The sequence below is a fragment of the Streptomyces sp. CNT372 genome, assembly GCF_000377145.1.
This window is the reverse complement of sequence record NZ_KB897780.1, coordinates 317,581-338,453: the sequence shown is the minus strand read 5'-3', so window position 1 is coordinate 338,453 and position 20,873 is coordinate 317,581. Positions and strand designations below refer to the sequence as shown.

Sequence of the window (20,873 nt, the reverse complement as noted above, 5' to 3'; positions counted from 1 at the left end):
CGGAGGGCGCCGGCACTCGGCGCCCCTTTCGCATGTTCCACCCATCTGTATCCAGGAAGAAGCAGCCACCGTGTCTGACCCGAACCTGAACGACGCCGCACAGTCCGGCGAGAGCTTCGAGTCCCGCGAGGACGAGCTCGACATCGTCGAGGCGTCGGACGCGGTGGAGCCGGACCAGGCCGAGGCGGCCGACCTCGCCGCGGGCGAGCCGGCCGAGGAGGCCGCGCTGCACGTCGAGGGCGAGGCCGCCGCGGACACGGAACCCGCCGACGACGAGGCCGCAGAAGCCGAGGCCGTGGAGGCGGAGGGCGCCGCGGCGGACGCGGAGCCCGAGGCTCCGGTCGACCCGGTCGCCGCCCTGCGCGACGAACTGCGGGGCCTGCCCGGCGAGTGGTACGTCATCCACACCTACGCGGGCTACGAGAAGCGCGTGAAGGCCAACCTGGAGCAGCGCGCCGTCTCGCTCAACGTCGAGGACTTCATCTACCAGGCCGAGGTCCCCGAGGAAGAGATCGTCCAGATCAAGAACGGCGAGCGCAAGAACGTCCGGCAGAACAAGCTGCCCGGCTATGTGCTCGTCCGCATGGACCTGACGAACGAGTCCTGGGGCGTCGTCCGCAACACCCCCGGCGTCACCGGCTTCGTGGGCAACGCCTACGACCCGTACCCGCTGACCCTGGACGAGATCGTGAAGATGCTCGCCCCGGAGGCCGAGGAGAAGGCGGCCCGCGAGGCGGCCGAGGCCGAGGGCAAGCCGGCGCCCGCCCGCAAGGTCGAGGTGCAGGTGCTGGACTTCGAGGTCGGTGACTCGGTCACCGTCACCGACGGCCCGTTCGCGACCCTCCAGGCCACGATCAACGAGATCAACGCCGACTCGAAGAAGGTCAAGGGCCTTGTCGAGATCTTCGGCCGCGAGACCCCGGTCGAGCTGAGCTTCGACCAGATCCAGAAGAACTGAGTCTTTCTGGACGCAACGCTTCCGAACAGGTCAGACCTCCTGCTGAAGGCGGTCTGACCTGCTCGGTTTTTGGCCGCGCATCGATACCCGTTATCGTTGTGCGGTATGCCTCCATCCGGATGATCGGTTGGCAGGCGGATCACTCTCACTAGGACCCGGAGAGAGCACATGCCTCCCAAGAAGAAGAAGGTCACGGGGCTCATCAAGCTCCAGATCCAGGCCGGCGCGGCCAACCCGGCTCCGCCGGTCGGCCCCGCGCTCGGTCAGCACGGCGTCAACATCATGGAGTTCTGCAAGGCCTACAACGCCGCGACCGAGTCGCAGCGTGGCATGGTCGTGCCGGTGGAGATCACGGTCTACGAGGACCGTTCCTTCACCTTCGTGACCAAGACTCCGCCGGCCGCCAAGCTGATCCTCAAGGCCGCGGGTGTGAACAAGGGCTCCAGCGAGCCGCACAAGACCAAGGTCGGCAAGCTGACGCGGGACCAGATCCGTGACATCGCCAGCACCAAGATGCCGGACCTGAGCGCCAACGACCTCGACGCCGCCGAGAAGATCATCGCCGGCACCGCCCGTTCCATGGGCATCACGGTCGAGGGCTGACGCTCCCCGTTCACCCCCTCAGTGGCAGGGCCGGCGCGGCCCGGACCACGACTCCACACCTGCCAAGCGGCGACGCCGCCTGGTGTTACTCCACAGGAGAAGCAGTGAAGCGCAGCAAGGCCCTCCGCGGCGCGGACGCCAAGATCGACCGGGAGCGGAACTACGCCCCGCTCGAGGCCGTCCGTCTCGCCAAGGACACCGCCACCACCAAGTTCGACGGCACCGTCGAGGTCGCCTTCCGCCTGGGCGTCGACCCGCGCAAGGCCGACCAGATGGTCCGCGGCACCGTCAACCTTCCGCACGGCACCGGCAAGACCGCCCGGGTCCTGGTCTTCGCGACCGGTGACCGTGCTGCGGCCGCGGAAGCCGCTGGCGCCGACATCGTCGGCTCCGACGAACTGATCGACGAGATCTCCAAGGGCCAGCGCCTGAACGAGTTCGACGCGGTCGTCGCCACCCCGGACCTCATGGGCAAGGTCGGCCGCCTCGGCCGCGTGCTCGGTCCGCGTGGCCTGATGCCGAACCCGAAGACCGGCACCGTCACCATGGACGTCGCCAAGGCCGTCAACGACATCAAGGGCGGCAAGATCGAGTTCCGCGTCGACAAGCACTCGAACCTGCACTTCATCATCGGCAAGGTCTCCTTCGACGAGACGAAGCTGGTCGAGAACTACGCGGCGGCGCTGGAGGAGATCCTCCGTCTGAAGCCGTCCGCCGCCAAGGGCCGCTACATCAAGAAGGCGACCCTGACCACGACGATGGGCCCCGGCATCCCGCTGGACTCCAACCGCACCCGCAACCTCCTCGTCGAGGAGGACCCGGCCGCCGTCTGAGCGTTGACGGCAGCCGCGGGTCACCGCGTCTGAACACACCCGCCCCCACGGCCCGTTCGGGTCGTGGGGGCGGGTTTTTTCCCGACGTGTGGTGTCGGCGGCACGGGTTACCGTTCAAGAGAGAGCAAAAGACGAACAGGGGTGGGATCACGATGTCGGCAATCAGGCGCACAGGTGTCCGGAGGTCGGGGCTCGGGCGGACAGGCGTCGCGGTGGCGGTGCTCGCGGTGGTCGCGGGCGCCGCGGGCTGCCAGGGCGGCGACGAGAACGCGGCGTGGGTCCCGGCGGCCACGGGCAAGCTCCAGTCCCGTGAGGCGGCCACCAAGACCCTCAAGGCGGCCTACGAGCGGACCGCCGAGGCCAAGTCGGCCAAGGTCAGCATGAAGATGAGCATGCCGGCCGGTATCCAGGGCGCCGAGGTGGGCGACATGCGCATCAGCGGCGTCATGGGCTGGGACCCGGCCCTGATGGACATGACGGTCGAGGGGGACGCCTTCGAGGCCGAGCCGGACGGTCCGCAGAAGATGCGGATGGTCATGCGCGACGACGTCATGTACATGGACATGGGGGCGGCCGCCGCGGCCGAGATGGACGGCAAGCGCTGGATGAAGATGGACCTCGGCGCCATCGCGGAGCAGGCCGGGGACGAAGAGCTGAAGAAGCAGATGACCGGCGGCCTGGAGAACATGAACCAGGACCCGGCCCAGCAGCTCGCCCTGCTGCTCGACTCGCCGAACCTCAAGCACGTCGGCCCGCAGAAGGTCAACGGCGTGGACACCCAGCACTACAAGGGCTCGCTGACCCTGCAGGAGATGATCGACGCCAACAAGTCCCTCGTGCTCTCGGACGAGGAGCGCAAGGCGGTCCTGGAGGGCGCCGAGAAGGCCGGCGTCGAGGGCTACGACGTCGAGGTGTGGGTGGACGAGAAGGGCTACCCCTCCCGGATGGACGTGGGCATCGACAGCTCCCAGGGCGAGATCTCCCTGGTGACCGACTACACGGACTACGGCGCCAAGGCCGAGGTCGAGGCCCCGCCGGCGAGCGACACCGTCGACCTGATGGAAATGCTCGGCGATCTGGAGGGCGCGCTCCAGGAGGGCGCCGACGCGAGCGCGGACCCGGCGGTCTGACGCCCGTTCCGTGAGCCGGATCCGGCCCTCCGGGGCCGGATTTGCCTCGCGGGGAACCGTTCCCGTACTCTTCCCGGGAAGCCAAAGACCGCTGGTCGTTGCCGTGCTCTCCTTCCGGAGAACCGGTGGCCGAAGGATCCGCTCAGCAGCGGACGACCCGCGCAGGTGACTGTGGAGAGAGCTCCCGGGCGGTTCCGTCCGGTCGAGCGAAGCCCCGTGCGCCTGCGCCCGGGGCGTTTCGTTTTGTTCAGCCCCTTCTGAGCGGTCCTCATCACCCGGAAGGAGGCCGACGCTCTATGGCAAGGCCCGACAAGGCTGCCGCGGTGGCCGAGCTCGCGGAGCAGTTCCGCAGCTCGAACGCCGCCGTGCTGACCGAGTACCGGGGTCTCACCGTGGCACAGCTCAAGGAGCTGCGCCGTTCCCTCGGTGAGAACACCCAGTACGCCGTGGTGAAGAACACGCTGACCAAGATTGCGGCCCGTGAGGCCGGGATCGACTCGCTCGAGGACCAGCTTTTCGCCGGTCCGACGGCAGTCGCCTTCGTCACCGGTGACCCGGTGGAGTCGGCGAAGGGTCTTCGTGACTTCGCCAAGGACAACCCCAACCTGATCATCAAGGGCGGTGTCCTTGAGGGTAAGGCGCTGTCCGCCGATGACATCAAGAAGCTCGCGGACCTCGAGTCCCGCGAGGTTCTGCTCAGCAAGCTGGCGGGTGCCATGAAGGGCAAGCAGTCCCAGACTGCCGCGCTCTTCCAGGCGCTCCCCTCGAAGTTCGTCCGCACCGCGGAGGCGCTTCGTGCCAAGCAGGCCGAGCAGGGCGGTGCCGAGTAATTCGGCTCGCGCATTGACCGCCGCTCGCTGAGCGACGGTCGCAGCGGGCCGAAAGTACGCCCGCCTCACCAGTACCCCCGGCACCAGCCGAATTAGTGGAAGGACCGCCATCATGGCGAAGCTCTCTCAGGAAGACCTGCTCGCGCAGTTCGAGGAGATGACCCTCATCGAGCTCTCCGAGTTCGTGAAGGCGTTCGAGGAGAAGTTCGACGTCACCGCCGCCGCCCCGGTCGCCGTGGCCGGCGTCGCGGGCCCGGGTGCCCCGGCCGCCGAGGCCGTCGAGGAGAAGGACGAGTTCGACGTCATCCTCACCGGCGCCGGCGACAAGAAGATCCAGGTCATCAAGGTCGTGCGTGAGCTGACCTCCCTGGGCCTGAAGGAGGCCAAGGACCTCGTCGACGGCACCCCGAAGCCGGTCCTCGAGAAGGCCAACAAGGAAGCCGCTGACAAGGCGAAGGAGGCCCTCGAGGCCGCCGGCGCCTCCGTCGAGGTCAAGTGACCTCGCGAGTGAGCTGACGCCCGCGTGTAACGCGCGCGCACCGAAGGGCGATCACCCAATGGGTGGTCGCCCTTCGGCGTGCCCGGGGCGGGTGCCTTGAACCCGGCCCGGCGGCAGGTATGGTGATCTTCGCCGTGCGCCCCTCACGGCGGCCCGCGGGGCTCCCGGAGCAGCAGCTCAGGGACGGGGGGCCTTGACGAACCGCACGCAGCGCGCAATTCTCAGGACGCGTCGTCACAACGATCCGTATCCGAGGCATGGATCGGCGACCGAACGGGCAGTATCGATGTGCGCCTGACGGCGCACGGGGTTCGCGGAGATGAGAACAACGAGGGTCTCGAAAACCCGCACTGGACATCAGTGTGCCAAGTGGCTACACTGACCCTTTGCGCTGCCTGTTAGCTGCCTCCTGCCCGTCACCAGGGGCATGCCCATACCTGAGCATCGGTTGAAGAATCCCCTTTGAGCTGGGATTCCTCCCTCCGTGCACAGGATGGGACCGGTACGCGCGTAGTGAGTCCGAGCCCTCGGAAGGACCCCCTCTTGGCCGCCTCGCGCAACGCCTCGACCGCGAATACGAACAACGGCGCCAGCACCGCCCCGCTGCGCATCTCCTTTGCAAAGATCAAGGAGCCCCTCGAGGTTCCGAACCTCCTTGCGCTCCAGACCGAGAGCTTCGACTGGCTGCTCGGCAATGCCGCATGGAAGGCTCGTGTCGAGGCGGCTCTCGAAAGCGGACAGGACGTCCCCACGAAGTCCGGTCTGGAGGAGATCTTCGAGGAGATCTCCCCGATCGAGGACTTCTCCGGGTCGATGTCGCTGACCTTCCGCGACCACCGCTTCGAGCCCCCGAAGAACTCCATCGACGAGTGCAAGGACCGCGACTTCACGTACGCGGCCCCGCTCTTCGTCACCGCCGAGTTCACGAACAACGAGACCGGCGAGATCAAGTCCCAGACGGTCTTCATGGGCGACTTCCCGCTCATGACCAACAAGGGCACCTTCGTGATCAACGGCACCGAGCGTGTCGTGGTCTCGCAGCTCGTGCGCTCGCCGGGCGTCTACTTCGACTCCTCCATCGACAAGACGTCCGACAAGGACATCTTCACCGCCAAAATCATCCCGTCCCGGGGTGCATGGCTGGAGATGGAGATCGACAAGCGCGACATGGTCGGTGTCCGTATCGACCGCAAGCGCAAGCAGTCCGTCACCGTCCTCCTCAAGGCGCTCGGCTGGACGACCGAGCAGATCCTGGAGGAGTTCGGCGAGTACGAGTCCATGCGCGCCACCCTGGAGAAGGACCACACCCAGGGCCAGGACGACGCGCTGCTCGACATCTACCGCAAGCTCCGCCCGGGTGAGCCGCCGACCCGTGAGGCCGCTCAGACGCTGCTCGAGAACCTCTACTTCAACCCCAAGCGCTACGACCTCGCCAAGGTCGGCCGCTACAAGGTGAACAAGAAGCTCGGCGCGGACGAGCCGCTGGACGCCGGCGTGCTCACCACCGACGACGTCATCGCGACCATCAAGTACCTGGTCAAGCTGCACGCGGGTGAGACCGAGACGGTCGGGGAGAACGGCACCCAGATCGTCGTCGAGACCGACGACATCGACCACTTCGGCAACCGTCGTCTGCGCAACGTCGGCGAGCTCATCCAGAACCAGGTCCGCACGGGTCTGGCGCGGATGGAGCGCGTCGTGCGCGAGCGCATGACCACGCAGGACGTCGAGGCGATCACGCCGCAGACCCTGATCAACATCCGGCCGGTCGTCGCCTCCATCAAGGAGTTCTTCGGCACCAGCCAGCTGTCGCAGTTCATGGACCAGAACAACCCGCTGTCGGGTCTCACCCACAAGCGCCGCCTGTCGGCGCTCGGTCCGGGTGGTCTCTCCCGTGAGCGGGCCGGCTTCGAGGTCCGTGACGTGCACCCCTCGCACTACGGCCGCATGTGCCCGATCGAGACGCCCGAAGGCCCGAACATCGGTCTGATCGGCTCGCTCGCCTCCTACGGCCGGGTCAACGCCTTCGGTTTCGTCGAGACCCCGTACCGCAAGGTCACCGACGGCCAGGTCACCGACGAGGTCGACTACCTGACCGCCGACGAGGAGGACCGCTTCGTCATCGCCCAGGCGAACGCGACCCTCAACGACGACCTGCGCTTCGCCGAGGCCCGCATCCTGGTCCGCCGTCGTGGTGGCGAGGTCGACTACGTGCCCCCGGCCGAGGTCGACTACATGGACGTCTCGCCGCGCCAGATGGTGTCGGTCGCGACCGCCATGATCCCGTTCCTGGAGCACGACGACGCCAACCGTGCCCTCATGGGCGCGAACATGATGCGCCAGGCCGTTCCGCTCATCAAGGCGGAGGCGCCGCTCGTCGGCACCGGCATGGAGTACCGCTGCGCCACCGACGCCGGTGACGTCATCAAGGCGGAGAAGGACGGTGTGATCCAGGAGGTCTCGGCCGACTACATCACCGTCGCCAACGACGACGGCACGTACACCACGTACCGCGTCGCCAAGTTCTCCCGCTCCAACCAGGGCACCTCGGTCAACCAGAAGGTGATCGTCTCCGAGGGCGACCGCGTCATCGAGGGCCAGGTCCTCGCCGACGGGCCCGCCACGGAGAACGGCGAGATGGCGCTCGGCAAGAACCTGCTCGTCGCGTTCATGCCGTGGGAGGGCCACAACTACGAGGACGCGATCATCCTGTCGCAGCGCCTCGTGCAGGACGACGTCCTCTCCTCGATCCACATCGAGGAGCACGAGGTCGACGCCCGTGACACCAAGCTGGGCCCCGAGGAGATCACCCGGGACATCCCGAACGTCTCCGAGGAGGTCCTCGCCGACCTCGACGAGCGCGGCATCATCCGTATCGGTGCCGAGGTCGTCGCCGGCGACATCCTGGTCGGCAAGGTCACGCCCAAGGGCGAGACCGAGCTGACCCCGGAGGAGCGCCTGCTCCGCGCGATCTTCGGTGAGAAGGCCCGCGAGGTCCGCGACACCTCGCTGAAGGTGCCGCACGGTGAGACCGGCAAGGTCATCGGCGTGCGCGTCTTCGACCGCGAGGAGGGCGACGAGCTGCCCCCGGGCGTCAACCAGCTCGTCCGTGTCTACGTGGCCCAGAAGCGCAAGATCACCGACGGTGACAAGCTCGCCGGCCGCCACGGCAACAAGGGCGTCATCTCCAAGATCCTGCCGATCGAGGACATGCCGTTCCTGGAGGACGGCACCCCGGTCGACATCATCCTCAACCCGCTGGGTGTCCCGTCCCGAATGAACCCGGGACAGGTCCTGGAGATCCACCTCGGCTGGCTCGCCAGCCGCGGCTGGGACGTCTCCGGCCTCGCGGACGAGTGGGCGCAGCGCCTCCAGGCGATCGGCGCCGACGACGTCGCCCCCGGCACCAACGTCGCGACCCCGGTCTTCGACGGTGCCCGCGAGGACGAGCTGGCCGGCCTGCTCCAGCACACCATCCCCAACCGGGACGGTGAGCGGATGGTGCTGCCGACCGGTAAGGCCCGGCTCTTCGACGGCCGCTCCGGCGAGCCGTTCCCGGACCCGATCTCCGTCGGGTACATGTACATCCTCAAGCTCCACCACCTGGTCGACGACAAGCTCCACGCCCGTTCGACCGGTCCGTACTCGATGATCACCCAGCAGCCGCTGGGTGGTAAGGCCCAGTTCGGTGGCCAGCGATTCGGTGAGATGGAGGTGTGGGCGCTGGAGGCGTACGGCGCCGCCTACGCGCTCCAGGAGCTGCTGACGATCAAGTCCGACGACGTGACCGGCCGCGTGAAGGTCTACGAGGCCATCGTCAAGGGCGAGAACATCCCCGAGCCCGGCATTCCCGAGTCCTTCAAGGTGCTCATCAAGGAAATGCAGTCGCTCTGCCTCAACGTGGAGGTGCTGTCCTCGGACGGCATGTCCATCGAGATGCGCGACACGGACGAGGACGTCTTCCGCGCTGCGGAGGAGCTCGGTATCGACCTGTCCCGGCGCGAGCCGAGCAGCGTCGAAGAGGTCTGACGGGCCCGGCGGGGGAGCCATCCGGCTCCCCCGCTGTCCCCGGGACCGTACAGACCACTGATACAGAGCCCGTTTTCCGCTGACGCGGAGGGCACAACCCCGAAAGAGGGATTGACGAAAAAGTGCTCGACGTCAACTTCTTCGACGAGCTGCGGATCGGCCTGGCCACCGCGGACGACATCCGGACCTGGTCCCACGGCGAGGTCAAGAAGCCGGAGACCATCAACTACCGCACCCTGAAGCCCGAAAAGGACGGACTCTTCTGCGAGAAGATCTTCGGTCCGACCCGGGACTGGGAGTGCTACTGCGGCAAGTACAAGCGCGTCCGCTTCAAGGGCATCATCTGTGAGCGCTGTGGCGTCGAGGTCACCCGCGCCAAGGTGCGCCGCGAGCGGATGGGCCACATCGAGCTGGCCGCTCCCGTCACCCACATCTGGTACTTCAAGGGCGTCCCGTCCCGGCTGGGCTACCTGCTGGACCTGGCCCCGAAGGACCTCGAGAAGGTCATCTACTTCGCCGCGTACATGATCACGTACGTGGACGAGGAGCGCCGCACGCGCGACCTGCCGTCGCTGGAGGCCCACGTCTCCGTCGAGCGCCAGCAGATCGAGAACCGCCGTGACGCCGACCTGGAGGCCCGCGCCAAGAAGCTCGAGACGGACCTCGCCGAGCTGGAGGCCGAGGGCGCCAAGGCCGACGTGCGCCGCAAGGTGCGCGAGGGCGCCGAGCGCGAGATGAAGCAGCTCCGCGACCGCGCCCAGCGCGAGATCGACCGCCTCGACGAGGTGTGGAACCGCTTCAAGAACCTCAAGGTCCAGGACCTGGAGGGCGACGAGCTGCTCTACCGCGAGCTGCGCGACCGCTTCGGCACCTACTTCGACGGCTCGATGGGCGCCGCCGCGCTGCAGAAGCGCCTGGAGTCCTTCGACCTCGACGAGGAGGCCGAGCGCCTCCGCGAGATCATCCGTACCGGCAAGGGCCAGAAGAAGACCCGTGCGCTCAAGCGCCTCAAGGTCGTCTCCGCCTTCCTGCAGACCAGCAACAGCCCCAAGGGCATGGTGCTGGACTGCGTCCCGGTGATCCCGCCGGACCTGCGTCCGATGGTGCAGCTCGACGGTGGCCGCTTCGCGACCTCCGACCTCAACGACCTGTACCGCCGTGTCATCAACCGCAACAACCGCCTGAAGCGGCTTCTCGACCTCGGCGCGCCCGAGATCATCGTGAACAACGAGAAGCGCATGCTCCAGGAGGCCGTCGACGCGCTCTTCGACAACGGCCGCCGCGGCCGCCCGGTGACGGGCCCCGGCAACCGTCCGCTGAAGTCGCTGTCCGACATGCTCAAGGGCAAGCAGGGCCGCTTCCGTCAGAACCTCCTCGGCAAGCGTGTGGACTACTCCGCGCGTTCCGTGATCGTCGTCGGTCCGCAGCTCAAGCTGCACCAGTGCGGTCTGCCGAAGGCGATGGCGCTGGAGCTGTTCAAGCCGTTCGTGATGAAGCGCCTGGTCGACCTGAACCACGCGCAGAACATCAAGTCGGCCAAGCGCATGGTCGAGCGCGGCCGCACCGTGGTGTACGACGTCCTCGAAGAGGTCATCGCCGAGCACCCGGTGCTGCTGAACCGTGCGCCCACGCTGCACCGCCTCGGCATCCAGGCCTTCGAGCCGCAGCTGGTCGAGGGCAAGGCCATCCAGATCCACCCGCTCGTCTGCACCGCGTTCAACGCGGACTTCGACGGTGACCAGATGGCCGTGCACCTGCCACTCTCGGCGGAGGCGCAGGCCGAGGCCCGCATCCTGATGCTGTCCTCGAACAACATCCTCAAGCCGGCCGACGGCCGTCCGGTCACCATGCCCACCCAGGACATGGTGCTCGGCCTCTTCTTCCTCACCACGGACGAGGAGGAGCGCGAGGTCAAGGGCGAGGGCCGGTCCTTCGGCTCCACCGCCGAGGCGATCATGGCCTTCGACGCCCGCGAGCTGTCGCTCCAGGCGAAGGTCGACATCCGCTTCCCGGTGGGCACCATCCCGCCGCGCGGCTGGACGCCCCCGGCCCCCGAGGACGGTGAAGAGGACAACTGGCAGCCCGGTGACAGCTTCCGGCTGAAGACCACGCTCGGCCGTGCGCTCTTCAACGAGCTGCTGCCCGAGGACTACCCGTTCGTCGACTACTCGGTGGGCAAGAAGCAGCTCTCCGAGATCGTCAACGACCTCGCCGAGCGCTACCCCAAGGTCATCGTGGCGGCGACGCTCGACAACCTGAAGGCGGCCGGCTTCTACTGGGCGACCCGCTCCGGTGTCACCGTCGCCATCTCCGACGTCGTCGTGCCCGAGGCGAAGAAGGAGATCGTCGCGGGCTACGAGGCCCAGGACGAGACGGTCCAGAAGCAGTACGAGCGCGGTCTGATCACCAAGGACGAGCGCACGCAGGAGCTCATCGCGATCTGGACCAAGGCGACCAACGAGGTCGCCGAGGCGATGAACGCGAACTTCCCGAAGACCAACCCCATCTTCATGATGGTCAACTCGGGTGCGCGCGGAAACATGATGCAGATGCGTCAGATCGCCGGTATGCGTGGTCTGGTGTCGAACGCCAAGAACGAGACCATCCCGCGTCCGATCAAGGCGTCCTTCCGCGAGGGCCTGTCCGTGCTGGAGTACTTCATCTCCACGCACGGTGCCCGTAAGGGTCTGGCGGACACCGCCCTGCGTACCGCCGACTCGGGTTACCTGACCCGTCGTCTGGTGGACGTCTCGCAGGACGTGATCATCCGCGAGGAGGACTGCGGCACCGAGCGCGGCCTCAAGCTGCGGATCGCCGCCAAGGACTCCGAGGGCGTCCTGCGCAAGGCGGAGGACGTCGAGACCTCCGTGTACGCGCGGATGCTCGCCGAGGACGTCGTGGTGGACGGCAAGGTCATCGCGCCGGCCAACGTCGACCTCGGTGACGTGCTCATCGACCAGCTGGTCGCGGCCGGTGTCGAGGAGGTCAAGACCCGCTCGGTCCTGACCTGCGAGTCCGCGGTCGGCACGTGTGCCTTCTGCTACGGCCGTTCGCTGGCCACCGGCAAGCTGGTCGACATCGGTGAGGCGGTCGGCATCATCGCCGCCCAGTCCATCGGTGAGCCCGGCACCCAGCTGACGATGCGTACCTTCCACACCGGTGGTGTGGCCGGTGACGACATCACCCAGGGTCTGCCGCGTGTCGTCGAGCTCTTCGAGGCCCGTACCCCGAAGGGTGTCGCCCCGATCTCCGAGGCCGCCGGCCGCGTGCGGATCGAGGAGACCGAGAAGACCAAGAAGATCGTGGTCACGCCGGACGACGGCAGCGACGAGACGGCCTACCCGATCTCGAAGCGCGCCAAGCTCAAGGTCCGCGAGGGCGACCACGTCCAGGTCGGCGAGCCGCTGGCCTTCGGTGCGACCAACCCGCACGACGTGCTGCGCATCCTCGGCCAGCGCGCGGTCCAGGTCCACCTGGTCGGCGAGGTCCAGAAGGTCTACAACTCGCAGGGTGTGTCGATCCACGACAAGCACATCGAGATCATCATCCGGCAGATGCTGCGCCGGGTGACGATCATCGAGTCCGGCGACGCGGAGCTGCTGCCGGGCGAGCTGGTCGAGCGCTCGAAGTTCGAGACCGAGAACCGTCGTGTGGTCACCGAGGGCGGTCACCCCGCCTCCGGCCGTCCGCAGCTGATGGGTATCACCAAGGCGTCGCTGGCCACCGAGTCCTGGCTGTCGGCGGCGTCCTTCCAGGAGACGACCAGGGTCCTGACCGACGCGGCGATCAACGCCAAGTCGGACTCCCTGATCGGCCTCAAGGAGAACGTCATCATCGGTAAGCTCATCCCGGCCGGTACGGGCCTGTCCCGCTACCGCAACATCCGGGTCGAGCCGACCGAGGAGGCCAAGGCCGCGATGTACTCGGCCGTCGGCTACGACGACATCGACTACTCGCCGTTCGGCACCGGCTCCGGCCAGGCCGTCCCGCTGGAGGACTACGACTACGGTCCGTACAACCAGTAAGGCGCAGTGCGGCGAAGGGCGGTCATCCCACGGGGTGGCCGCCCTTCGTTTTGACCGATGTCCGTACGGTAGGTACGCTCAGACCTTGTGCCTGGGGTGTCCCCTGGGCTCGTGTGCGTGTCTACAGCCGCAGCGCGAGTCCCGATTCGGACGCCGTAATCTGCGCCCTCTTCCGCCTTCGGCGGGGGTCCGCAGTATTCGACACACCCGACCGCGTGGGTCGGCGACGTTCCAGGTTAGCTTCACTGACGGCACACAGAAACCGGAGAAGTAGTGCCTACGATCCAGCAGCTGGTCCGCAAGGGCCGGCAGGACAAGGTCGAGAAGAACAAGACGCCCGCACTCGAGGGTTCGCCCCAGCGCCGTGGCGTCTGCACGCGTGTGTTCACGACCACCCCGAAGAAGCCGAACTCGGCCCTCCGCAAGGTCGCGCGTGTGCGTCTGACCTCCGGTATCGAGGTCACGGCCTACATCCCGGGTGAGGGACACAACCTGCAGGAGCACTCCATCGTGCTCGTGCGTGGTGGCCGTGTGAAGGACCTGCCTGGTGTTCGCTACAAGATCATCCGCGGTTCGCTCGACACCCAGGGTGTCAAGAACCGCAAGCAGGCCCGCAGCCGCTACGGCGCCAAGAAGGAGAAGTAAGAATGCCTCGTAAGGGCCCCGCCCCGAAGCGCCCGGTCATCATCGACCCGGTTTACGGTTCTCCTCTGGTGACCTCGCTCATCAACAAGATCCTGCTGAACGGCAAGCGTTCCACCGCCGAGCGGATCGTCTACGGCGCCATGGAGGGGCTTCGTGAGAAGACCGGCGCCGACCCCGTCATCACGCTGAAGCGCGCGCTCGAGAACGTCAAGCCGTCTCTCGAGGTCAAGTCCCGCCGCGTCGGTGGCGCCACCTACCAGGTGCCGATCGAGGTCAAGCCCGGTCGCGCCTCGACCCTCGCCCTCCGCTGGGTCGTCGGTTACTCCCGCGCCCGCCGCGAGAAGACGATGACCGAGCGCCTGATGAACGAGCTGCTCGACGCCTCCAACGGTCTCGGCGCCTCGGTCAAGAAGCGCGAGGACACGCACAAGATGGCCGAGTCCAACAAGGCCTTCGCGCACTACCGCTGGTAGTCGCAACCCACATCGAGACCGAGAGAAGACTGAAGCCTTATGGCTACCACTTCGCTTGACCTGGCCAAGGTGCGCAACATCGGCATCATGGCCCACATCGACGCGGGCAAGACGACGACCACCGAGCGCATCCTGTTCTACACCGGTGTCAGCTACAAGATCGGTGAGGTCCACGACGGCGCCGCCACGATGGACTGGATGGAGCAGGAGCAGGAGCGCGGCATCACGATCACGTCCGCCGCGACGACCTGTCACTGGCCGCTCGAGGACGTCGACCACACCATCAACATCATCGACACCCCGGGTCACGTCGACTTCACCGTCGAGGTGGAGCGTTCGCTCCGCGTCCTCGACGGCGCCGTGACGGTGTTCGACGGTGTGGCCGGTGTGGAGCCGCAGTCCGAGACGGTGTGGCGCCAGGCCGACCGTTACGGTGTGCCCCGCATCTGCTTCGTCAACAAGCTCGACCGCACGGGCGCCGAGTTCCACCGCTGTGTCGACATGATCAAGGACCGCCTCGGCGCGACCCCGATCGTGATGCAGCTCCCGATCGGTGCCGAGGCCGACTTCAAGGGCGTCATCGACCTCGTTCGCATGAAGGCCCTCGTCTGGTCCGCCGAGGCGGCCAAGGGCGAGATGTACGACACCGTCGACATCCCGGCCACGCACGCCGAGGCGGCCGAGGAGTGGCGCGGCAAGCTGCTCGAGGCCGTCGCGGAGAACGACGAGGAGATGATGGAGCTGTACCTCGAGGGCACCGAGCCCACCGAGGAGCAGCTGCACGAGGCGATCCGTCGCATCACCATCGCCTCCGGCGTCTCCACCGGCACCACCGTCACCCCGGTGTTCTGCGGTACCGCGTTCAAGAACAAGGGCGTCCAGCCCCTGCTCGACGCCGTCGTGCGCTACCTCCCCTCGCCGCTCGACGTCGAGGCCATCGAGGGCCACGACGTGAAGGACCCCGAGCTGGTCGTCAAGCGCAAGCCGTCCGACGACGAGCCGCTGTCGGCCCTCGCGTTCAAGATCATGAGCGACCCGCACCTCGGCAAGCTCACCTTCGTCCGGATCTACTCCGGTCGCCTGGAGTCCGGCACCGCGGTGCTGAACTCCGTCAAGGGCAAGAAGGAGCGCATCGGCAAGATCTACCGCATGCACGCCAACAAGCGTGAGGAGATCGAGTCGGTGGGCGCCGGCGACATCGTCGCCGTCATGGGCCTGAAGCAGACCACCACCGGTGAGACGCTCTCCGACGACAAGGCCCCGGTGATCCTGGAGTCCATGGACTTCCCGGCGCCGGTCATCCAGGTCGCGATCGAGCCCAAGTCCAAGGGCGACCAGGAGAAGCTGGGTGTCGCCATCCAGCGGCTCGCGGAGGAGGACCCCTCCTTCCAGGTTCACTCGGACGAGGAGACCGGCCAGACCATCATCGGCGGTATGGGCGAGCTGCACCTCGAGGTGCTGGTCGACCGCATGCGCCGTGAGTTCAAGGTCGAGGCCAACGTCGGCAAGCCGCAGGTGGCCTACCGCGAGACGATCCGCAAGGCCGTCGAGCGCGTGGACTACACGCACAAGAAGCAGACCGGTGGTACGGGCCAGTTCGCCAAGGTCCAGATCGGCATCGAGCCGATCGAGGGCGGCGACGCGTCCTACGAGTTCGTCAACAAGGTCACCGGTGGCCGCATCCCCAAGGAGTACATCCCCTCGGTGGACGCGGGTGCTCAGGAGGCCATGCAGTTCGGCATCCTGGCCGGCTACGAGATGACCGGCGTGCGCATCATCCTCCACGACGGTGCGTACCACGAGGTCGACTCCTCCGAGCTCGCCTTCAAGATCGCCGGTTCGCAGGCCTTCAAGGAGGCCGCCCGCAAGGCCAGCCCCGTGCTGCTCGAGCCGATGATGGCCGTCGAGGTCACCACGCCCGAGGACTACATGGGTGAGGTCATCGGCGACATCAACTCCCGCCGTGGGCAGATCCAGTCCATGGAGGAGCGTCACAGCGCCCGGATCGTCAAGGGTCTGGTGCCGCTCTCGGAGATGTTCGGCTACGTCGGAGACCTCCGCAGCAAGACCTCGGGTCGCGCAAGCTACTCGATGCAGTTCGACTCCTACGCCGAGGTTCCCCGGAACGTCGCCGAGGAGATCATCGCGAAGGCCAAGGGCGAGTAACTCACCCGGGTTCCACGCTTTAGGCTTGACACCGTCCGCCGGGGGTTCGCCCCGATACCTTCAGGGGTGTGAACCCCGGCGGTCGGCTTCCCAGCAAAGATCACCTGGCGCCGATGAGTAAGGCGTACAGAACCACTCCACAGGAGGACCCCAGTGGCGAAGGCGAAGTTCGAGCGGACTAAGCCGCACGTCAACATCGGCACCATCGGTCACATCGACCACGGTAAGACGACCCTCACGGCCGCCATTACCAAGGTGCTGCACGACGCGTACCCGGACCTGAACGAGGCCTCGGCCTTCGACCAGATCGACAAGGCTCCTGAGGAGCGCCAGCGCGGTATCACCATCTCCATCGCGCACGTCGAGTACCAGACCGAGTCGCGTCACTACGCGCACGTCGACTGCCCCGGTCACGCGGACTACATCAAGAACATGATCACGGGTGCGGCGCAGATGGACGGCGCCATCCTCGTGGTCGCCGCCACCGACGGCCCGATGCCGCAGACCAAGGAGCACGTGCTCCTGGCCCGCCAGGTCGGCGTTCCGTACATCGTCGTCGCCCTGAACAAGGCCGACATGGTGGACGACGAGGAGATCCTGGAGCTCGTCGAGCTCGAGGTGCGTGAGCTCCTCTCCGAGTACGAGTTCCCGGGCGACGACGTTCCCGTCGTCAAGGTCTCGGCGCTCAAGGCGCTCGAGGGCGACAAGGAGTGGGGCCAGTCGGTCCTCAACCTCATGTCCGCCGTCGACGAGGCGATCCCGCAGCCCGAGCGTGACGTCGACAAGCCGTTCCTGATGCCGATCGAGGACGTCTTCACGATCACCGGTCGTGGCACCGTCGTCACCGGTCGTATCGAGCGTGGTGTCCTCAAGGTCAACGAGACCGTCGACATCGTCGGCATCAAGACCGAGAAGACCACCACCACGGTCACCGGCATCGAGATGTTCCGCAAGCTGCTCGACGAGGGCCAGGCCGGTGAGAACGTCGGTCTGCTCCTCCGTGGCATCAAGCGCGAGGACGTCGAGCGCGGCCAGGTCATCATCAAGCCCGGTTCGGTCACCCCGCACACCGAGTTCGAGGCCCAGGCCTACATCCTGTCGAAGGACGAGGGTGGCCGTCACACCCCGTTCTTCAACAACTACCGCCCGCAGTTCTACTTCCGTACCACGGACGTGACCGGCGTCGTGACCCTCCCCGAGGGCACCGAGATGGTCATGCCGGGCGACAACACCACCATGACCGTCGAGCTGATCCAGCCCGTCGCCATGGAGGAGGGCCTCAAGTTCGCCATCCGTGAGGGTGGCCGGACCGTGGGCGCCGGCCAGGTCACCAAGATCACCAAGTAAGTCCTGGTGGTTTGACCTGGTAGCTCGCTGAGCTGCACGAAGGGCCCCGCACCACGTGGTGCGGGGCCCTTCGCCATGCTGAGAGGGGGGAGTGGGATGCGGGACGGGGGGACGCCGGGGGGCGGGGCGTCGCGGACGTCGTCCGGCGAGGCGCCCGGCGGGGCGCCCGGCGGGGCGCCGGAGGCGGTGGCCGCAGGGGCGGTGCCGTCGGACATCGGGGTGCTGGTGGTCGAGGACCACGCCGTGGTGCGGTCCGGGCTGGCGGCGCTGCTCGACGGGGAACTGGGGATCCGGGTGGTCGGGGAGGCCGCCGACGGGGCGGCGGCGCTGGCGGAGGCCGGGCGGCTGCGGCCGGAGGTCGTCCTGCTGGACATCGACCTGCCCGTGCTGGACGGGATCTCGGTGGCCGCGCGGCTGACCGCTGGGGGGTACGGCTGCCGGATCCTGATGCTCACCGCGCTGGACCGGCCGGGGCATCTGGCGCGGGCGCTGGCCGCGGGGGCGTCCGGCTATCTGCTGAAGAGCGCCACCCCGGCGGAGACCGCGGACGCGGTGCGCCGGGTCGCCGGGGGTGGCCGGGCGGTCGATCCGCGGATGCGGGAGGGCCCGCGTGGGCGGCCCAGTCCGCTGACCGAGCGGGAGGCGGAGGTGCTGCGGCTGGCCGCGTCGGGCGCGCATGCGCGGGAGGTGGCCGCGGAGCTGTTCCTCAGCGTGGGGACGGTGCGCAACCGGCTCTCGGCGGCGGTGAGCAAGCTGCACGCGCGGACCCTGGTGGACGCGGTGCGGATCGCCGAGCGGTACGGGTGGTTGTAGGCGTTCCCCCGCGGGGGCGCGCGGAGGGGCGCGGAGGGCCCCGCACCGTCGCGCGGTGCGGGGCCCTCGTGTCGCCGGGAGGCGGGTGGTGCGGTGGTGCGCTGGAGCGGGTGCTCCGGAGCGGTCGTCGGCCGGCGGGATCAGACCCCGGCGATCGACCGGATCCAGGAGCGGTACGCCGTGACGTTGGTGTACGCCGTCGTCGTCTGGCGGTCGCTGGTGGAGGCGACGCCGACCTGGACGCCGCCCGCCATCATCGGGCCGCCGGAGTCACCACCGGCGGTGATGCCGTTGCCGCGCCGTGCGCAGATCGCCGAGCCGCCGTAGGCGTCACCGCAGCCGCCGGTGACCGTGACGTTCGCGACCTTCAGGTAGCGGGACTGGCAGTTGGCCTCGGAGCCGCACTGGGAGGTGGCGCCCCAGCCGTAGACCTGGACGCTCTGGCCGACGCGCACCGAGCCGGGCTGGCCGAGGGGGGAGTAGGTGGCCGACACGGAACGGTCGAGACGGACCAGCGCCAGGTCCGAGCTGTGCGTGTAGGTCTGGACGCCGTTGGCCACGGTGCCGCCGCTGTGCTGGTCCAGGCTGCCGATCCGGAAGGACAGCCCGCCGCCGGTGACGCAGTGCCGGGCGGTGAGGATCCAGGTCGGCGCGATGATCGTGGCCGAACAGGTCTCTCTGCCGTTCGAGAACAGCCGGGCCGCCCAGGGGCCGGACGATGCGTAGCCGCCGCCGATGATGGGCTGCGGGGCCTTGGTGGTCGGGGGAGCGGGCGCCGGAGCCGCGGTGGCGGTGGGGGCGAGGAGCGCGAGGACGGAGACCACGGCTGCCAGGAGCGCGGGGATGAGCCTTGATATGCGCAAGGTTCCTCGATTCGAAGGACACGCTGGGTGGGCGTGTGGGTGTGGGGGTTGGCGGCCCCTGAGGGCCGCGTCCGCGCCGAACTCCCTCCCGAGGGGCGGAAGTTCGTCATGGACATGGCCCAGAATTCCCGAGGAACGGTGAACGGGGTACTAACGCTTGGCCATAACACGGTGCTATACCCCCGGTGTTGATGCGCCGTCCCGCCGGGTGGCGGCGGGCACCGGGCCCCGCCACGGGCACTCCCGCGAGGGGCGCCCGCCCCGCCACACGGGCACCCCGGCCAGGGGCACCCGCCCCACGGGCGCACCCCGGCCACGCGCGTCAGCCCAAGGGCAGCGCGGCCGTCAGCGTGAACTCCCGTTCCGCGTGGCCCGTGCGCAGCGTCCCGCCCAGCGCGACCACCCGGCCCCGGAGGCCCGTGATCCCCGTCCCGCGCCGGCCCCCGCCGCCTCCGCCCGCCCCGGCGGTCCCGCCGCCTCCGCCGTCCCCGCCCTCCGCGAGGCCGGTGGGCACGCCGATCGCACCGTCGTTGCGCACGGTGAGCCGGACCTCCCCCTCCCCGGTGCTCAGCTCGATCGCGCAGTGACCGGCACGGCTGTGCTGGAGGACGTTGCCCACCGCCTCCCGCAGCACGGACCGCAGGCAGTCCGCCACCGCCCGGTCCGGCTCCACCCGGGCCGGCAGCGCCGTGCTCACCGCTATCCCGGAGGCCGTCAGCAGCCGCTGGGCGTGGGCGAACTCCTCGTCGAGCCGGACCCCGGACTCGGGCCCGCTGATCCGCCGGACGTCGTCCTGGGTCCGCCGCGCCAGGTCGACCGCCTCGGCCAGCGCGGACCGGGCCGCTTCCGGGGGCGCGCCGGGGCGCAGGGCCGCCTCGCCCTGGACCGCGATCGCGGCCAGCGAGGAGCCGACGAGGTCGTGCAGGTCCTGCCGGATACGCGCCAGGGTCCGCTGCTCGGCCAGCCGTGCCGCCTGCTCCCGGCTGCCGTGCAACCGGGCCGAGAGCAGGGCGAGATGGGCGACCGCGAAGACGGTGCTGGCAGTGATCGCGGTGCTCAGCAGCACGCTCGTCGGCCCGCGCGTGGTGTCGATCACGCCGCTGTGGACGAGGGCGGGCCCGCTCGCCCCGACGGCCAGGGCGAGGGGGACCGAGGTCGTCGGCGGCAGGATCAGCAGCACCGCGCCCGCGAGGAAGCCGAGCAGGCTCAGCCACGGGTAGCGGAAGAGCACCAGCGGGAGGTAGGTGAGCGCGGCCTGCACCAGGAGGAGCGCCCAGCGCCAGCGCTGCGGCAGCCGGTAGGGCGGCGGCGCGTACTGGCCCAGGAGCACGGCGGGCATCAGCACCAGCACGGTCAGCCCGGTGACCATCGTGCGGCGGCCGAGCGGGGAGTCCGCCATGTCGAGCGCGGTCAGCCAGAGCGAACCGACCACCAGGACCACCAGCGCGGCGAGGGCCACGCGGGAGCCCGGGGGCGGTGCCGTCCGCTGCCGTTCCCCGCGCCCCATGTCCGCCTCTCGCTCCCGCCCGACCGCCTGCCTGCCCAGCCGGCCACCTGCCCGCCCGTCCGGCCACCTGCCCGCCGTGCCGTCTCCCCGCCCGGCCGTCCGCCGTTCGCCCGCCCGCACGCACCGCTCGCGGACTCGTCCGCCCGGCCACC

Annotated in this window: 15 protein-coding genes; 13 read left to right on the top strand and 2 right to left on the bottom strand. The window is 68.4% G+C overall.

The genetic code is table 11. The annotated features are described in order from the left end of the window. The first annotated feature begins 70 nt into the window (after positions 1-70). The 13 genes from nusG (at position 71) to C593_RS0111880 (ending at position 18,351) form a co-directional block, all read left to right on the top strand. Positions 71-958, top strand: coding sequence for a transcription termination/antitermination protein NusG (gene nusG / locus C593_RS0111940; RefSeq protein ID WP_018847524.1), 888 nt, complete (start codon positions 71-73; stop codon positions 956-958). Positions 959-1,126: 168 nt separating this feature from the next. Then, positions 1,127-1,561: a 50S ribosomal protein L11 gene (gene rplK / locus C593_RS0111935; RefSeq protein ID WP_018847523.1), complete on the top strand. Its 435-nt coding sequence runs from the start codon at positions 1,127-1,129 to the stop codon at positions 1,559-1,561. Between the two features lie 104 nt (positions 1,562-1,665). After that, positions 1,666-2,394: a 50S ribosomal protein L1 gene (rplA, locus tag C593_RS0111930; RefSeq protein ID WP_018847522.1), complete on the top strand. Its 729-nt coding sequence runs from the start codon at positions 1,666-1,668 to the stop codon at positions 2,392-2,394. Between the two features lie 152 nt (positions 2,395-2,546). After that, complete coding sequence (locus tag C593_RS0111925) at positions 2,547-3,524, top strand: SCO4651 family lipoprotein (protein WP_051093670.1); 978 nt, start codon at positions 2,547-2,549, stop codon at positions 3,522-3,524. Positions 3,525-3,820: 296 nt separating this feature from the next. Then, positions 3,821-4,354: a 50S ribosomal protein L10 gene (rplJ, locus tag C593_RS0111920; protein ID WP_018847520.1), complete on the top strand. Its 534-nt coding sequence runs from the start codon at positions 3,821-3,823 to the stop codon at positions 4,352-4,354. 112 nt (positions 4,355-4,466) lie between these two features. After that, a complete protein-coding gene (gene rplL, locus C593_RS0111915) occupies positions 4,467-4,853 on the top strand; it encodes a 50S ribosomal protein L7/L12 (protein WP_018847519.1) in 387 nt (128 codons plus the stop codon). 543 nt (positions 4,854-5,396) lie between these two features. Next, entirely contained in the window at positions 5,397-8,882 is a 3,486-nt protein-coding gene (gene rpoB / locus C593_RS0111910) for a DNA-directed RNA polymerase subunit beta (RefSeq protein WP_018847518.1), read from the top strand. A 122-nt stretch (positions 8,883-9,004) separates the two neighbouring features. Beyond that, complete coding sequence (locus C593_RS0111905; RefSeq protein WP_018847517.1) at positions 9,005-12,907, top strand: DNA-directed RNA polymerase subunit beta'; 3,903 nt, start codon at positions 9,005-9,007, stop codon at positions 12,905-12,907. Positions 12,908-13,180: 273 nt separating this feature from the next. After that, positions 13,181-13,552, top strand: coding sequence for a 30S ribosomal protein S12 (gene rpsL / locus C593_RS0111900; RefSeq protein WP_003948652.1), 372 nt, complete (start codon positions 13,181-13,183; stop codon positions 13,550-13,552). Between the two features lie 2 nt (positions 13,553-13,554). Continuing rightward, positions 13,555-14,025 (top strand): 30S ribosomal protein S7, encoded by a 471-nt coding sequence (rpsG, locus tag C593_RS0111895; protein WP_006347241.1) that lies wholly within the window; start codon positions 13,555-13,557, stop codon positions 14,023-14,025. Positions 14,026-14,064: 39 nt separating this feature from the next. Beyond that, entirely contained in the window at positions 14,065-16,191 is a 2,127-nt protein-coding gene (fusA, locus tag C593_RS0111890; RefSeq protein WP_018847516.1) for an elongation factor G, read from the top strand. Between the two features lie 153 nt (positions 16,192-16,344). Next, positions 16,345-17,538 (top strand): elongation factor Tu, encoded by a 1,194-nt coding sequence (gene tuf / locus C593_RS0111885; protein WP_018847515.1) that lies wholly within the window; start codon positions 16,345-16,347, stop codon positions 17,536-17,538. A 96-nt stretch (positions 17,539-17,634) separates the two neighbouring features. Continuing rightward, positions 17,635-18,351 (top strand): response regulator transcription factor, encoded by a 717-nt coding sequence (locus tag C593_RS0111880; RefSeq protein ID WP_018847514.1) that lies wholly within the window; start codon positions 17,635-17,637, stop codon positions 18,349-18,351. A 140-nt stretch (positions 18,352-18,491) separates the two neighbouring features. Here the strand turns inward: C593_RS0111880 and C593_RS0111875 are convergent, their stop codons facing one another. Both C593_RS0111875 and C593_RS0111870 read right to left on the bottom strand, forming a co-directional pair. Further along, positions 18,492-19,214, bottom strand: coding sequence for a trypsin-like serine protease (locus C593_RS0111875; protein WP_026277602.1), 723 nt, complete (start codon positions 19,212-19,214; stop codon positions 18,492-18,494). 322 nt (positions 19,215-19,536) lie between these two features. Then, positions 19,537-20,721, bottom strand: coding sequence for a histidine kinase (locus tag C593_RS0111870; protein ID WP_018847512.1), 1,185 nt, complete (start codon positions 20,719-20,721; stop codon positions 19,537-19,539). Positions 20,722-20,873: the final 152 nt, after the last annotated feature.

Excerpts from the sequence above, each read along its gene's own strand:
- rplL (WP_018847519.1), top strand. The coding sequence starts at position 4,467 with ATGGCGAAGCTCTCTCAGGAAGACCTGCTCGCGCAGTTCGAGGAGATG.
- C593_RS0111925 (WP_051093670.1), top strand. The coding sequence starts at position 2,547 with ATGTCGGCAATCAGGCGCACAGGTGTCCGGAGGTCGGGGCTCGGGCGG.
- C593_RS0111880 (WP_018847514.1), top strand. The coding sequence starts at position 17,635 with ATGCGGGACGGGGGGACGCCGGGGGGCGGGGCGTCGCGGACGTCGTCC.
- rpsG (WP_006347241.1), top strand. The coding sequence starts at position 13,555 with ATGCCTCGTAAGGGCCCCGCCCCGAAGCGCCCGGTCATCATCGACCCG.
- fusA (WP_018847516.1), top strand. The coding sequence starts at position 14,065 with ATGGCTACCACTTCGCTTGACCTGGCCAAGGTGCGCAACATCGGCATC.
- rplK (WP_018847523.1), top strand. The coding sequence starts at position 1,127 with ATGCCTCCCAAGAAGAAGAAGGTCACGGGGCTCATCAAGCTCCAGATC.
- rplJ (WP_018847520.1), top strand. The coding sequence starts at position 3,821 with ATGGCAAGGCCCGACAAGGCTGCCGCGGTGGCCGAGCTCGCGGAGCAG.
- C593_RS0111870 (WP_018847512.1), bottom strand. The coding sequence starts at position 20,721 with ATGGGGCGCGGGGAACGGCAGCGGACGGCACCGCCCCCGGGCTCCCGC.